Origin of the sequence: Roseibium sp. MMSF_3412, from assembly GCF_030733265.1 — a bacterium.
Taxonomy (GTDB): domain Bacteria; phylum Pseudomonadota; class Alphaproteobacteria; order Rhizobiales; family Stappiaceae; genus Roseibium.
This window is the reverse complement of the sequence record NZ_JASHJI010000002.1, coordinates 272,816-286,736: the sequence shown is the minus strand read 5'-3', so window position 1 is coordinate 286,736 and position 13,921 is coordinate 272,816. Positions and strand designations below refer to the sequence as shown.

The window sequence follows — 13,921 nt, the reverse complement described above, 5'->3', positions numbered from 1 at the left end:
ACGACATGACCGATGAAACAGATTTCCGTAAGCCGATCATCGAGTTCGCCGGCCCGAGCGGTGACTATTACGCAGATACTTTCCTGAAGATCCAGAAGGCGAAACTGCCGAGGTTTCACTTCAACCGCGCAGCACTCCTGGGCAGTTTCGTGTGGGCAGCGCTGCGCGGCAACTGGCTGTTGTTCACGATTGGCTTTGTCGTCGATCTCGTCGCGCTGATCAATCTTGCGCTGGTTTACAAATACACACAGGCGGCGGCCGACAACGCGGACAAGGCCTATCTCGTCGAGCGATATGAAGGCTGGTCCCAGACCCATCTGATCGGGGCGATCATCGTTTTCATACTCGGGCGGCTGCTGTTTGCCTGGCTGGCGGACCGGTTCTATGCCAAGCAATACGAACGATGGCGCATATCGCATGTGGTCAACAGCAATTTCGTGCCGTCCCGCCTTTTGATCGCGCTTCTGATTTCGGTGCTCGTGCTTCCGATCATGCTTTACCGGAGCACGCAGTTCGCCCCGGATGAGCGCGCCTGCATCCGCCAGGACCGTGCCATCGCGCAAGGTGAGGACGTCGCATTCAAAGCGAAATTCGATTGCATGATCATCGGTGAATTCCCGACACTTTTCTGGATCCAGCGGCCCGACGAGATTTCCTACCCGCGCGACGACAACGGCAACCGGATCGTGTTGCGCACGCCGCCAGCCGAGGACGCGCCTCCGGTCAATCTCAACACCTACACGGCGCAGACCATAGATGACGGGATCGGATACCTGACCGTGTTCTACGGCGCGTTTTTCGACGGCATAACGCGGTTCCTGCGTGGAATGCTGAGTGCGATCACGTCCGTTTTCGTTGGCACGCCCTGGCCGGTCACGATGTGTGTCCTTCTCTTTGTCGCCTTCAAGATGGCGGGGACACGAACGGCCATCTTTGTCGGCGCTTCGCTGATCTATCTGGCGCTGTTCGGGTTCTGGCAAACGGCCATGGACACATTGTCCCTGGTGGTGGCGGCGTCGATCATCTGCGTCGTGGTCGGATTGCCGCTCGGGATCTGGGTCGGCAAATCGAGCCGGGGACAGACCATCATCACGCCGATCCTGGATGTCATGCAGACGATCCCGTCCTTCGTCTACCTGCTTCCCGCGATCGCGTTTTTCTCGATCGGCAAGCCGCCCGCGATCCTGGCAACCGTGATCTTTGCCATGCCGCCAATGGTGCGGCTGACGGCGCTCGGGCTGCGGCAGGTGGCGGAGAACACCCGGGAGGCCGCGCTCGCATTCGGCGCCAATCCGCGCCAGCTGCTTTTGAAAGTGGAGCTGCCGCTCGCGCTTCCGTCCATCATGGCCGGGATCAACCAGGTCGTGATGATGAGCCTCTCGATGGTCGTTATCGCCGCGCTCATCGGCGCGGGCGGCATGGGCTACGTGGTGACCGAGGCGCTTGAAAATACCGAAACCGGACGCGGCGTTCTCGCCGGCGTAGGAATTGCCCTGTTGGCCATGATGATCGACCGGGTGGTGCAAAAGGCGAATGCAAATCGCCAATAAGAGCAAAAGCCGGGGCCACGGGCCCTGTAACCTTCTTGAAGGGGACCAACATGAAACTTGCTAGAAATCTTCTGTTTGGAACGGCGTTCTCCCTTGTCGCCGCAAACTCCGCACTGGCCGCCGATGATGCGACTGTGAAAATCGGCGACCTGACCTGGACCGGCGCAAAAGCCATCGGCCATGTCATTCAGGCCGTCATCAATGGCCCGCTCGACTCTGAGGCCGTCATCGTCGAGGGACTTTCCGACGGTTCGATCATCGCCGCCGGCATGGACAAGGGCGACGGGTCAGCGGATGTCTATACGGATCTGTGGATGCCGAACCGCGCAGCCATCTGGGACAAATACATCGACGGTGCCAAGACGGTCGGTCACAACGAGCCCTATAAGGGCACCCAGAAAATGTATGTTCCATCCTTCATGGCGGACAAGGTAAGCTCGGTTGAAGATCTCAAGGATCCTGAAATCGCGGCCATGTTCGACAAGGACGGCAATGGCAAGGGCGAATACTGGTCCGGTGATGCGGGCTGGAAATCGACACGGATGTGGCAGGTCAAGTTCAAGAGCTACGGTCTCGATGAACTCTGGGAGCCGGAAATCCTTCCGGACGCGACTTTCAAGGCACAGCTGAAAACCGCGATGCAGCGCGAACAGCCGATCCTGTTCTACTACTGGACGCCGGAATGGGTCCACGCCGCCTATGACATCACGCCGCTTGACGAGCCGGCGCGCACGGAAGGCTGCGAGAATGTCAATCTGGACAAGGAAGACTGGCTTGAAGCCTCGTCCTTTGCCTGCGCCAGTGAGGATGCAAGCATCTACGTGGCCTATTCCAAGTCGCTGGAAACGCGCAATCCGCCGGTTGCCAAGTTCCTGAGCCAGATGGCGCTTGATCCAGCCGTGGTCAATGAGTGGATCCTGAAGATCGGCCGCGACAAGATGGACCCGCGCGACGTTGCCGAGGACTGGGTCGCCAACAACATGGATGTCGTCAACTCCTGGATCGAGTGACCCGGCTTTGACATGACATCAGACGAAGCGGCGGCGTCCCGCCGCTTCGTGACCAGTCATGATCAGGTTGCCTGATCAGGTCTCTTTGAGGGCCAGCACGCGCAAGGGACTGCCCGTCCCGTTCCTGATTTTCAGGGGAGGAGTCACCAGCATCGCGCCGGTGGCTGGCAGCCTGTCGAGATTGCAAAGACACTGCAATCCGTATTTGCCTGCACCATGCAGGTAGTAATGCGCGGGATAGGGCGGCGTGTAATGTGATCCCTGACCGGCATCTGTCCCGATTGTCTCCGTGCCGAACCCGAGAATGTTGCGTTCATCGACCAGGAAGCGGATCGCGTCCGGTGTGGGTCCCGGGGAATGGGGACCGTCGTCGCGCATGTTCAGATAGGCCGCGCCGCTGCGATGCGACCAGTCCGTGCGCATCAGGACCCAGCAGCCTTCCGGAATGCGTCCATGGACGTCCTCCCACTCGGCGAGAACGTCCCGTGTCAGCTCGAAATCGTCGTTTGCGGCAGCGCCGGCGGAACAATCGATCACGACGGCCGGTGCCATCAGATTTCCGGCGGGAATTTCATCGACGGAGCCGTTGGCAACATCGCGGCCGCTGACCCAGTGGCTGGGGGCGTCGAAATGCGTTCCGGTGTGTTCCGACATGGAAATGTTGTGCCACTTCCAGGCGGGGCCGCGGTGGTCGTAGTGGCTGACTTCTTCCATGCGAAAGCGCGCGCATTGACCGAATTCGGGCGGAAGCACGATCACCGGGAAGTCCGGGTCGAGCGTGTGGGTCAGGTCGACAATCTCGATCGATCCGCCCGCGAGCGCCTTGGCGAGGTTTTCCAGCAACGTCATGAGCGGAACCCCGTCATTTCCCGTTCCTGTATCTTCGGTGATGCACGGAAGCGCTCGATCATGTCCTTGGCAACATCGCCGCAATAAACGTCTTCCAGGCCGTCGACGAGACCCTGAACCAGGCTTCTTGCAAGCGTGTTGGCCGGCACCTTTGGGGGCGGCAGTTCCTGGTGCCAGTCATCATCCGTCGGGCCGACAAAGACATTCAGGACGCGAAGTCCGGAGGTCCGGAAATCGGCGCGCATGTTCTGGCTGAGCGAGAGAGCTGCCGCATTCGAAGCCGAGAAGCAGCCATAGTCGGGGGAGTTCGAGATGGCATAGGCAGAGAGAATGTTCACCCAGGCGACCGCCGCGTTGGTGCCGTCGGCGGTGCGTGCGCACATGGCCGGCCCAAACGCCTGTGCAAGGCGCATCAGTCCCAGGTAGTTCACGTCCATCTCGTTTTGCGCAAAAACGGTATCGTTCCGCGCCATCAGGCCGCCTGGCCGGACGTACCGCGCATTGTTGACGAGTATGTCGGTCTTGCCGCCGAGCTCGGCCGCCAGTTCCTCGACCGACTTGCTGTCGGTGACATCGAGCGGGAGCATCTCGACCCCGGGGACAGCCATGATGTCGTCGTTGTGGCGGTTTGGCCGCCAGTCTTCGGAGAGGCCGACAAAGATTTTTTCCGCACCTGCCGCCGCCAGCGCACTGACGATTGCCGGTGCGTTGGGGTTGCGGGCGTCCGTGACGAGGACGCGGCGGTGCCTGGGCGTGCAGCTCATTTCACGCAGCCGTGGATCGTCTTCCATAAACGGTGTCTCCTTTACCGGCAGTGCCATCATGACACCCTGTCCCGCCCGGTCCAGCTTGATCGCCATCCTGACATCCGCACCGTCACCGACATCGCCATGCACGTGACAAATGACGGACGGGCCGACGTCCAGCTTTACCGTCCCGACGCGCACCGGCATCTGCTTCCGGAAATAAAGGTCGGTCGTCGCGCGAACTCTGGTCTCCGCCACAAGCCGTCCGCCCGGAGAAACGTCCTGCCATTGCAGATTGATCGAGAGACACCTGGAGCAGGCGTCCCTCGGCGGATATTGAACAGCGCCGCAATCGCCGCAGACCTGCAACATGAAGCGTCCCTCCGCGGCGGCGGCTGCCAGACCCAGCGCCGCCCTGCTGCGTTGCTGCGGTGGTGTCTGCGGTACGTCGGTCCGCCGTTGCGGGTTTTTCTTCCCCGGAGGGGCGATCGGTTCGCTCACGCCTTCGCTCCCTCGATGATTGCAGCGCCGGAGCAGACGCCGCGATCATAGTTGATCACGCCGAAGCCGGAGACCATGGCGCGGGAGGCATCCGGCACCTGTGTTGGTCCGGCGGCGGCCGTGACCTGCCGGATAGCCTCGACAAGGCCGATATAACCACCGGCGGCCCCGGCTTGTCCCGCGGAGAGCTGGCCACCGGATGTGTTGTGCGGGAAGTCTCCCTCAATCGTCAGGTCGCGGTCTTGCACGAACCGGCTGCCTTCTCCCTTGTCGCAGAAACCCAGATCCTCGAACTGCATCATGGAGATAACCGGATAGTCGTCATAGGTCTGCAAAAGGTCGATATCGGAGGGAGCGCAATCCGCCATGTGGTAAAGTTCGTCAATGTCCATTGCCCAACCGCCCCGGAACTGGACCGGATCGTCGGCATAGGCATTGTGCCGTTCGATCGTGCCGGCGATCACCGCGAAAGGCAGATCCCGCCGCTGTGCTTCCTCAACCGTCATGACCAGAAAGGCCTCCGAACCGGCGCAGGGCATGACGCAGTCAAAAAGCGCGATCGGGTCGGAGATCGGCCTGGCATCCAGATACTGCTGCAGCGTGAGCGGTTTCTTCATGAGCGCATTGGGATTGCGCAATGCGTTCTGACGCTGAGCAACACAGATCCTGCCGAAATCCTCCCGGGTTGCCCCGTAGTCCTTCATGTAGCGGTCCATCAGGAGCGCGAAATTAGCGTTCGGGCCGCCGAATCCGTAGGGGTACGCGGCATCCTGGGAGAACCGGCTGAAGCTCGACAAGAGGTTTCGGAACGAGTCGATATGATTTGTGTCGCCGGCAACGCAGGCGACAATGTCGGCGTCACCGGCCTGAACGGCCCTGGCCGCGCGCCGAAGCGCAACGATGCCGGAGGCTCCTCCCATCGGAATGTGATCGAGCCAGCGCGGACACAGACCCAGATGCTGTGTCAGTCCGACGGCAGTGTCGGGAAACAGGGTGAAACTGGAGACGGCGAATCCGTCGATCTCGGCTGGTCCCAGTCCCGCCTGATCGAGGCTCTCTTTGAGCGCGCGCGCGATCCACCAATGCGCCGTTTCAATCGAAAAGCGCTGGTAGGGAATGGTTGCGGGGGAGACGATCGCCACCCCTTCGTAGCCAAGGCGCGTTCGGCTCATGAAACCTGTCTTTTCTTGAGATGCACCAGATTGATTGTCGATGATTTTTCCAGGTGATGCAAAGCAAGCGCTTTCAGCTCGGCGCGTTGAATTTTCTGGGTTGATGTCAGAGGCAGGCTGTCCACGAAGGCAATGTAGCCCGGCACCTTGTAATAGGCCATGTTGTCGAGCGCCCAACGAGCGATCTCTTCGGCCTTTTCAGGCGCCGGGTCGGGCACGGTCAGCAAGGCAAACACTTCGTCGCCGCGAAGCGTGTCGGGCACGGGTGCAACGCCTGCGGCGGTCACCTCGGGATGGCGCATGAGAACGCTCTCGACCTCGACAGCGGCGATGTTCTCACCCGACCGGCGGATAACGTTCTTGCGTCGGTCGACGAAAAACAGGAAGCCGCTCGCTTCCTGGCGCACGACGTCGCCGGTGTGAAACCAGCCATCCGTCCACGCGGCTTCGGTTGCCTCGGGGTCCTTGTAGTATTCGCGGAAGAATCCGCGCCTCGGTTCGGACCCCTTTCGCCGGACAAGCAGTTCTCCCGGTTCACCTTCCTTTACATCCCGCCCGGTCTCGTCGAGAAGGCGGATTTCAAGCCAGTCCGGCAGGTGGCCGAGAGCGGCCTTGCCGACAAGCCGGTCCGTCCGGTTGTTCATGATGACCGCACCTGCTCCGGTCTCCGTCATCGCCCAGCCTTCGCTCAAGGGGAAGCCGAAACGGGCTTCAAACGGGGCATGAAGCTTGGGATCGACGCCCGCGCCAAAGCCGAAGCGTACCTTGTGGGCCCGGTCGTTTTCGCCAGGCGGCATTTCCATCAGGATGGACGGCATCACGCCGAGATAGTGCAGGCAGGTCGCGCCGCTGTCGTGCACACTCTGCCACCAGGTCCTTGGATGGAACCGGTCGAGGGCCGTCAGGCATCCGCCAACGCGCAGCATCGCCATGAAGGAATACGCCATCGCATTCATGTGAAAAATCGGCAGGGGCGTGATCATGCGCTCACCGGCTTCGGAGAGATCGGCGATGCCGCCCAGTCCGGCATAAAATTCCGCGACTTCCGAGAAATAGGAATTGTCCAGAACGCAGCCCTTGGGTTTGCCGGTGGTCCCGGATGTATAAAGCACCGCCGCTTCCCGGGTGTCTCCATTTTCGGAAAGGCGCGCCGTGACCGCATTCGCGCGCGGGGAGGGAAACGCGTCATCCACGGCAACAACACCCGCCTCGACACCGCTTGTTTCAGCAGCTGCGCGGAGCGCCTCGAACCGGTCCGGTACCGCGATGATCAGGGCGGGCTCCGCGTGGCCGATCAGGTATTCGAGTTCGCTGGCACGCAGATCGGGATTGATCGGCACCACGGATGCCCGCAGCCTGTTGAGCGCAAGCCAGAGAAGAAAATAGTCAGGACGGTTTTCCAGAAGCAGGGCGGCGCGCATGCCTTCTCCGACACCGGCCCCTTGCAGACGCTCGGTGAAATCGTCCACGCGGCGCATCGCCTCGGTGTAGGTGATCTCTCCGGGCGGGATCGCGTAGGCGCGTGCCGTCTCCGGCAGCACGTTCAGCATCGGGCGGTCCGGCCAGCGATCGTGAGCCCTTGCGAAGTAGTCGTATACGGTTGCCAAACCACCTCTCAAAGTCTCGTCCTCCCCAGAAAACATCCGCAGATCATGGCGTGATATTTATATGAAAAAACATATTAATTGTCTTCTTTTGTGTCAAAGAGAATTTCCCGGAAAGCCGGCAACCGGGAACGGCGGGTGCTCAAGCCCCGGCCTTACACCCTGTTTTTGTGTGTGTTTTTTCAAAACTGCGATGCGGTTGCGCATTCGCCGCAATGTTTTTTTGGTGACTATGATTTAGATGAATTTTCATATAAATTGATTTCCTGCCGGTGGATTGCCAAACATGAAGAGCGTGTTCGGGCGGCGCTTTCACAGCCGGCTCAAGAGGGAGAAGAGCATGAACGGATATGACGGCCGGACGGCACTTGTCACCGGCGCCAGCACAGGCATTGGAAAGGCCATTGCCGAACAATTGCTGCAGCGGGGCTGCAAGGTCATTTCCGTTTCAAGGCGTCCGCTGGAGATCTCGTCCGGCAACGTGACATCCCTGAGCGTTGATCTCAGCGATCCGCAGGCGGTCCGCGACTGCGCCGATCTTATCCGCGAGAAATACAAGGTCGATATCCTCGTCAACAATGCCGGGGTCGTGCGCAACACGCCGGTGGAAGACATAACGGACGAGGAATTCGACACACTTCAGAACCTTCACCTCAGGTCCGCGATTGCCCTCGTGCAGGCAGTGCTGCCGCATATGAAGGCGCAGAATTTCGGGCGGATCGTCAACATGTCCTCGCGCGCGGTCGTCGGTCTGTCGAAGCGGACGGTCTATGCAGGCACGAAGGCAGCCCTGATCTCGATGACGCGGACATGGGCGCTTGAACTCGGAAGCCACGGCATCACCGTGAATGCCATTGCGCCCGGGCCGGTCGTGACCGACATGCTGACTGCCGACATTCCGGAAGAAAGCGAAACATTCAGAAAACTGTCCGCGTCCCTGCCGGTCGGGCGTCTCGGAACTGCCGGCGATGTTGCGCGTGCGACGCTGTTTTTCACCGACCCGGAGAACAGCTGGGTGACGGGTCAGACCCTGTTCGTGTGCGGCGGAGCCAGCCTCGGTTCCCTCACGGCGCTCTAGGGCGCGGACTCATAAATGAGGCCGAAAGGGTTTGAGGCGGCTTGCTTCTCGTCAAGGTGCGGAAGCGAAGGAAATGTGCTTCATTTTCAAGCCTTTCGCAACGCGGAGGAGGAGCAAGCCGGTCAAATCCGAAGGACATGGAAATGGCTTCACCCCGTGGCGTCAGCGTGCTTGACCGGGCAGGAAGCCCGCTCCGCGCACCCTTCCTAACGGGATGTCGCCATTTCGCATGCCATTTCAGTCTCATTTATGGGTCCGCACCCTAGGGAACGGCGCAAGCGCCAAACGTGGCCTCGGTCAGGAATCCAGCCGAAGCTGCCGGAGGGATTTTGACAGGATGCGGCACAGGGAACTCTCAACCGGCGTCTGGTTGCTCCGTGACGGGATCAGGAGACCGATCCGGAGGTCTTTCAGAAAACTCGACTTCAGGGAAATATAGCGGAGCTTGCCCGCCTCGATTTCCTCCAGGAAGCCGATTTTCGAATAAAGACCGATGCCGCGACCGCTCATGATCATCGAGCGGGCGAGCGGCAGGGAATTGGTGAAGCAGGCGGTCTTGAGCGGGATCTTGTTGTCGGCAAGGGCAAGGTTGACGAGTGAGCGCTCGGCGAGCGCGTCATAGGATCTGATAAGCGGGAACGGCGTGAGGTCCTCAATGTCCAGCGCATCGCGCTCCGCCAGCGGATGGTTCTCTGTCAGGATCGCGCCGATCGGTGCGGACTTCTCCGTGCGCACGCGCACACCCGGATGAAGATCGTTGCAAAAGGAAATCCCGATCCCGGCATCGCCCTCGGCAACGGCCCTGACAATGTCGTCCGGCTGCGCGGTCTGTATCGAATAGGTGATGTCGGGGTACTCGCGGGCGAACTGATCGATCACCGAAGGCAGAAGGCTCAGGGCGACAGAGTCGAGCGATGCGATGTCGATGTGCCCGGCGCGCAACTCCCTGATATCGGCAACAAGATGCAGGATCTTCTCGTAGTCGAAGATCGTCTTGCGGCAATGTTCCAGCACGACCGCCCCGGCAGCCGTGAGTTCCACGCCTTCCGCATGGCGGTCAAAAAGTTTCACGCCGAGGCGGTCCTCGATATCGAGAATCTTCCGGTTCACGGAGGAGGAGGAAACGTGAAGAACGGCAGCCGCGCGGCGAATTGAGCCTTGCCGTGCGACCTCGTCGAAGTAGTTCAGAAACTTGCTGTGCATGTAAACTCTGCCTGGGTCCATCACCTCGGGCGATGCAAAAAAGGCATCACTACGCGCCAAAGTTAATTCTATCCGCAACGCAAGGGCCGCGTCTAGGCTAAAGAAAAAAGGGAGACACGGAAAAAACACCTACCAGGAGATCGTTCAGATGACACATTGGGGACTTAATCGCCGGCACGTTTTGAAAGGGCTCGGAGCGGCTGCCGGACTGGCGACAACCGGAACTTTTCTTTCCGTCGGACCCTCGGCCGCGGCCGACTTCAAGATCAGGATGCAGCTTGGCTGGCTGGCGTCCAACGGCATACTCGGCGAGGTCATGGCCGACAAGCTCGGATATTTTGCCGAAGAAGGGTTGGAGCTGGAAATCATCCCTGGCGGACCGAATATTGACGGCGTGGCATCCGTTGCCTCAGGCGCCAACAACTTCGGGTCGATTTCGTCCTCTCCCTCCCTGATGCTGGCGCGCTCGGCCGGGCTGCCGATCAAATGCGTTGCAGCCGGTTATCAGCAACACCCGTTCACTTATTTCTCGATGGAAGCCAATCCGGTGCGCACGCCGGAGGATCTCATCGGCAAGAAGGTAGCGACACAGGGTACAGCGCGGATCCTGCTGCGCGCGCTGCTTGCAAAGAACGGCATCGATGAAAGCCAGGTCGAGGTCTCCGTCATGGGCGGCGACATGGCGCCACTCAAGGTGGGGCAGGTCGACGTGGCGACCGGCTGGCAAACCAATGTCGGCGCGCTTTCGGTGCTCGGCGACGAGCGGGTCGACATGAAGCTTTGGGATGCAGGTATCCAGCTCTATGCCAATCCCTACTACACGACGGATGACGTGCTTCAGGAAAACAGCGACAAGATCACCGCCGCGATCCGCGCGATCTCACGCGGCTGGGGCGCTGTCTATGAAAATCCGGAAGCCGGTGTCGACGCGCTGGTCGAGCGCTATCCGAACCTGGACAAGGACAGTGAAATGAAAGCGGTCGATCTTGTCCTCGGTTTCTCGTTCAACGACAAGACCAGGGCCGGCGGCTGGGGAATCATGACGGCCGACAACTGGCAGGAACAGATCGACACCTATAACAGCCTCGAGCAGTTCACCAACGGTGCGCCGAACGTGGCCGACATCATGACGCTGGATATTCTCGAAGCGACCAAAGATGTCCGTCCAACCTTTGGCTGATTTCGCGGACGTCAGTCCCGATCAGGAACCGGCAGGCCGCAAGGTTGCGGCCCGCCTTTCCGGAGCCTCGGTGAAATTCGGTCGTTTCACCGCTCTTGAAAACATCAGCCTGGAAATTGGCGAAGGCGAATTCTGGACCATCCTTGGGCCGTCCGGTTGCGGCAAGTCGACCATGCTGCGGCTGGTGTCCGACCTTGTGCCCGCGGCGGAAGGGGACGTCACCATTCTCGACAAGTCGACCGAGGCAGCACGGCTTGCGCGCGAGTTCGCCTTCGTATTCCAGGACGCGACGCTGCTGCCATGGCGCAGCGCTCTGAAGAATGTGGAACTTCCTCTGGAGATGGGCCGCAAGCGCGGGCTGCAAATCCCCGTGTCGGACCGGAGCCCGCAGGAACTTCTCGAACTCGTGGGACTGAAGGGGCGGGAAGACGCCCTGCCGCATGAACTTTCCGGCGGCATGCGCCAACGGGTCGCCATTGCAAGAGCGCTTGTGTGCAAGCCGAAGCTGCTGCTGATGGATGAACCGTTCGGTGCGCTGGACGAAATGACACGCGACCGGTTGAACCTTCAGCTGCGCGACATCTGGCAGGAAACGGGTGTCACGATCCTGTTCGTGACGCATTCCATTCCCGAAGCGGTTTTCCTCGGCCAGAAAGTGCTGATGCTGCGCGCCAATCCGGGGCGGGTGAAGGACGTGATCGATATCGACCTGCCGTCGCACCGGGAAATCGCCTTGAGGGAAACGCCCGATTTCAACCGCTATTGCGGAAGGCTCCGCCAGCTGCTGGAGGAATGCTGATGTCTCTGACCCAGATTTCATCCGACGTCGATGACGACAAACCCGGTCTGGCCGAGCAGGCAAGGCTGAGGGCCGGGCACATTGCGATCCCTCTCGGTACGGCGGTCGCACTTCTGCTGATCTGGCAGATCGGCGTGCGGCTTTTCGAAGTGCCGCCCTATATCGCGCCGGCACCGACCGACGTCCTCGCCGTGTTTGCCAATGACTACCCGCTGCTGTTGCGAAACTTCTGGCCGACCCTGATCGAAAGCCTTTCCGGCTTTGCCGTCGGCAACCTGGCGGCGATCCTGATCGCGGTCGCGTTTGTCCATAGCCGGACTGTCGAAAAGGCGTTCTTTCCGATCGCGGTCTTCATCAACACGATCCCGATCCTGGCCATCGCTCCGATCCTTGTGCTCATCTTCGGCGCCGGGATGACGGCAAAAGTGGTGATCGCAGCGCTGATCTGTTTCTTCCCGACGCTTGTGAACATGGTGCGCGGGCTGCAGTCGGTGTCACCGCAGACCCTGGAACTTGCACGTATCCTGTCGGCGTCCAAGTCGGAGATCTTCTGGAAGATCCGGTTGCCGTCGTCGCTGCCGTTCCTGTTCTCCGCGCTGAAGATTGCGGCCACCACCTGCGTGATCGGCGCGATTGTCGGCGAATGGATCGGCGCGGATGTCGGACTGGGAGCGCTGATCATCGACAGCACGTTCAACTTCCGCTCTCCGCTTCTCTACGCAACCGTTTTCGTTTCTTCCGGCCTGTCGGTGCTTTTGTTCACGGCCGTTTCGGTTGCCGAAAGGCTGGTTGTTCGCTGGTAGCGCTTAAGGGGTGCCGCCAGCTTCTGAATTTTAGGAAAAGGATCAAGGACAATGGCAGAACGTCACACGACAACCGTTCAGGTTGAAGGGGCACAGGTTCCTGTTGTCGCGGACTGTGATGTGGTTGTGATCGGCGCAGGACCCGCCGGTCATGCCGCGGCTGTATCGGCTGCGCGCAACGGCGCGTCGGTGACCTTGCTGGAGCGCTACCACCACCTCGGCGGCATGGCGTCCGGCGGTATGGTGCTTGTCCTCGACGACATGGTCAACGAGGGCAACGAGATCGTCACAACAGGCATCGTCAGCGAGTTTGTCGACCGGCTGGAACGACAGGATGCGGCGGTCTATCCCCCGCCCGAGGATTGCCAGACCAACTGGCAGATGTGGCAGAAGTGGTCACGCTGGGGATGTATCGATTTCCACAAGGCGATGATGCCGCAGCCGATTATTCACGCCGTTGCCTTCGATCCGGACGGCTGGAAGCGGGTCAGTCTGGACATGGTGGTGGAAGCGAAGGTGAACCTGCGCACGCATAGCTGGTTTTCCGACGTCCTGATGGAAAACGGCCGGATCAGCGGCGTGATCGCCCAGACCAAGCTCGGGCGGCAGGCCATCCGCGCGAACTATGTCGTCGATGCCACCGGAGATCTCGATGTCGGTGTTGCAGCCGGGGCGGATTACATCGACGGCCAGTATATCGTCACGACCGTTTTCCGTCTGGCGAACGTGGATACCGACAAGGCCGTCGCCTTCGAGTTCGCCGAGCCGGAGCAATACAAGAAACTCGACCGGGAAGCGCGGCGCAGGATTGGCGGTGCCTGGGGCATGTGGTGGCTCAAGACGCCGATCCCCGGGGTGGTCTGGTGCAATTGCCCGCATATGCCGGGATATGACGGGCTTTCCGTGGAAGACATGGTTGCCTCGGAAATCGAGGGCCGCGAGCGCATGATGAAGCTGCACGCCTTCGCGAAGGAAAACATTCCCGGATTTGAAAATGCCACGATGCTGGGGGCCGCGGAACAGATGGGCATCCGCCAGACGCGGCTGTTGAAAGGGGAATATGTCGTCAACAAGGATGACGTGAAGTCCCGGCGCTACTTCGCGGACACCGTTTGCCGCGGGCGCGACTACTACACCCCGTATCGGGCGCTGCTTCCGAAGGGCATCGACAACCTGATTGTCGCCGGACGCCATTATTCGGTGGAAAGCGATGCGCAGAAACTGTCGCGCGAAATACCGCCCTGCATGGCGCAGGGGGAAGCTGCGGGCGTAGCGGTCGCCCTGGCTCTTGACGGGAACCAGCCGCTTCGAATGGTCGACTACAAGGCCATCCAGAATCAAATGCGCGCCCAGGGCGCCGATCCGGGAGACAAACCGTCGCCGAATGCTCTCATCGAAGATCACATCGCGGCGGAATAGCAGAGGC

General features: G+C 60.5%; 13 protein-coding genes. 8 read left to right on the top strand and 5 right to left on the bottom strand.

Annotated features, from left to right (window positions below):
* The first annotated feature begins 5 nt into the window (after positions 1–5).
* Together RBB49_RS05070 and RBB49_RS05065 are read left to right on the top strand one after the other, a co-directional pair.
* A complete protein-coding gene (locus RBB49_RS05070) occupies positions 6–1,550 on the top strand; it encodes a proline/glycine betaine ABC transporter permease (RefSeq protein WP_306141604.1) in 1,545 nt (514 codons plus the stop codon).
* A 50-nt stretch (positions 1,551–1,600) separates the two neighbouring features.
* A complete protein-coding gene (locus tag RBB49_RS05065) occupies positions 1,601–2,560 on the top strand; it encodes a glycine betaine ABC transporter substrate-binding protein (RefSeq protein ID WP_306141603.1) in 960 nt (319 codons plus the stop codon).
* A 75-nt stretch (positions 2,561–2,635) separates the two neighbouring features.
* Here RBB49_RS05065 and RBB49_RS05060 read toward each other — a convergent pair whose 3' ends face one another.
* Genes RBB49_RS05060 through RBB49_RS05045 form a run of 4 tightly spaced genes read right to left on the bottom strand, consistent with a single transcriptional unit; the run spans position 2,636 to position 7,435 of the window.
* Positions 2,636–3,409 carry a cyclase family protein gene (locus RBB49_RS05060; RefSeq protein ID WP_306141602.1) on the bottom strand — a complete coding sequence of 258 codons (774 nt, stop codon included), beginning with the start codon at positions 3,407–3,409 and terminating at the stop codon, positions 2,636–2,638.
* Positions 3,406–4,656 (bottom strand): SDR family NAD(P)-dependent oxidoreductase, encoded by a 1,251-nt coding sequence (locus RBB49_RS05055; protein WP_306141601.1) that lies wholly within the window; start codon positions 4,654–4,656, stop codon positions 3,406–3,408. The genes RBB49_RS05060 and RBB49_RS05055 overlap by 4 nt, the downstream gene beginning before the upstream one ends.
* Positions 4,653–5,828 carry a thiolase family protein gene (locus tag RBB49_RS05050; protein WP_306141600.1) on the bottom strand — a complete coding sequence of 392 codons (1,176 nt, stop codon included), beginning with the start codon at positions 5,826–5,828 and terminating at the stop codon, positions 4,653–4,655. The genes RBB49_RS05055 and RBB49_RS05050 overlap by 4 nt, the downstream gene beginning before the upstream one ends.
* Positions 5,825–7,435, bottom strand: a complete 1,611-nt coding sequence (locus RBB49_RS05045) for an AMP-binding protein (RefSeq protein WP_306141599.1) — start codon at positions 7,433–7,435, stop codon at positions 5,825–5,827. The genes RBB49_RS05050 and RBB49_RS05045 overlap by 4 nt, the downstream gene beginning before the upstream one ends.
* A 135-nt stretch (positions 7,436–7,570) precedes the next feature.
* Between RBB49_RS05045 and RBB49_RS05040 the strand changes: the two genes are divergently transcribed.
* Both RBB49_RS05040 and RBB49_RS05035 read left to right on the top strand, forming a co-directional pair.
* Positions 7,571–7,786, top strand: coding sequence for a hypothetical protein (locus tag RBB49_RS05040; RefSeq protein ID WP_306141598.1), 216 nt, complete (start codon positions 7,571–7,573; stop codon positions 7,784–7,786).
* On the top strand, positions 7,773–8,510 hold the full coding sequence (locus tag RBB49_RS05035; protein ID WP_306141597.1) for an SDR family NAD(P)-dependent oxidoreductase: 738 nt from the start codon (positions 7,773–7,775) through the stop codon (positions 8,508–8,510). Before RBB49_RS05040 ends, RBB49_RS05035 begins: the two co-directional genes overlap by 14 nt.
* Before the next feature lie 297 nt (positions 8,511–8,807).
* Here the strand turns inward: RBB49_RS05035 and RBB49_RS05030 are convergent, their stop codons facing one another.
* On the bottom strand, positions 8,808–9,713 hold the full coding sequence (locus RBB49_RS05030) for a LysR family transcriptional regulator (protein ID WP_306141596.1): 906 nt from the start codon (positions 9,711–9,713) through the stop codon (positions 8,808–8,810).
* Between the two features lie 148 nt (positions 9,714–9,861).
* Here RBB49_RS05030 and RBB49_RS05025 point away from each other — a divergent pair, with 148 nt between their 5' ends.
* Genes RBB49_RS05025 through RBB49_RS05010 form a run of 4 tightly spaced genes read left to right on the top strand, consistent with a single transcriptional unit; the run spans position 9,862 to position 13,914 of the window.
* A complete protein-coding gene (locus RBB49_RS05025) occupies positions 9,862–10,893 on the top strand; it encodes an ABC transporter substrate-binding protein (protein ID WP_306141594.1) in 1,032 nt (343 codons plus the stop codon).
* Complete coding sequence (locus RBB49_RS05020; RefSeq protein ID WP_306141593.1) at positions 10,871–11,692, top strand: ABC transporter ATP-binding protein; 822 nt, start codon at positions 10,871–10,873, stop codon at positions 11,690–11,692. The genes RBB49_RS05025 and RBB49_RS05020 overlap by 23 nt, the downstream gene beginning before the upstream one ends.
* Positions 11,686–12,495 carry an ABC transporter permease gene (locus tag RBB49_RS05015; RefSeq protein WP_306141592.1) on the top strand — a complete coding sequence of 270 codons (810 nt, stop codon included), beginning with the start codon at positions 11,686–11,688 and terminating at the stop codon, positions 12,493–12,495. The genes RBB49_RS05020 and RBB49_RS05015 overlap by 7 nt, the downstream gene beginning before the upstream one ends.
* Before the next feature lie 51 nt (positions 12,496–12,546).
* A complete protein-coding gene (locus RBB49_RS05010) occupies positions 12,547–13,914 on the top strand; it encodes an FAD-dependent oxidoreductase (RefSeq protein ID WP_306141591.1) in 1,368 nt (455 codons plus the stop codon).
* Positions 13,915–13,921 lie beyond the last annotated feature (7 nt).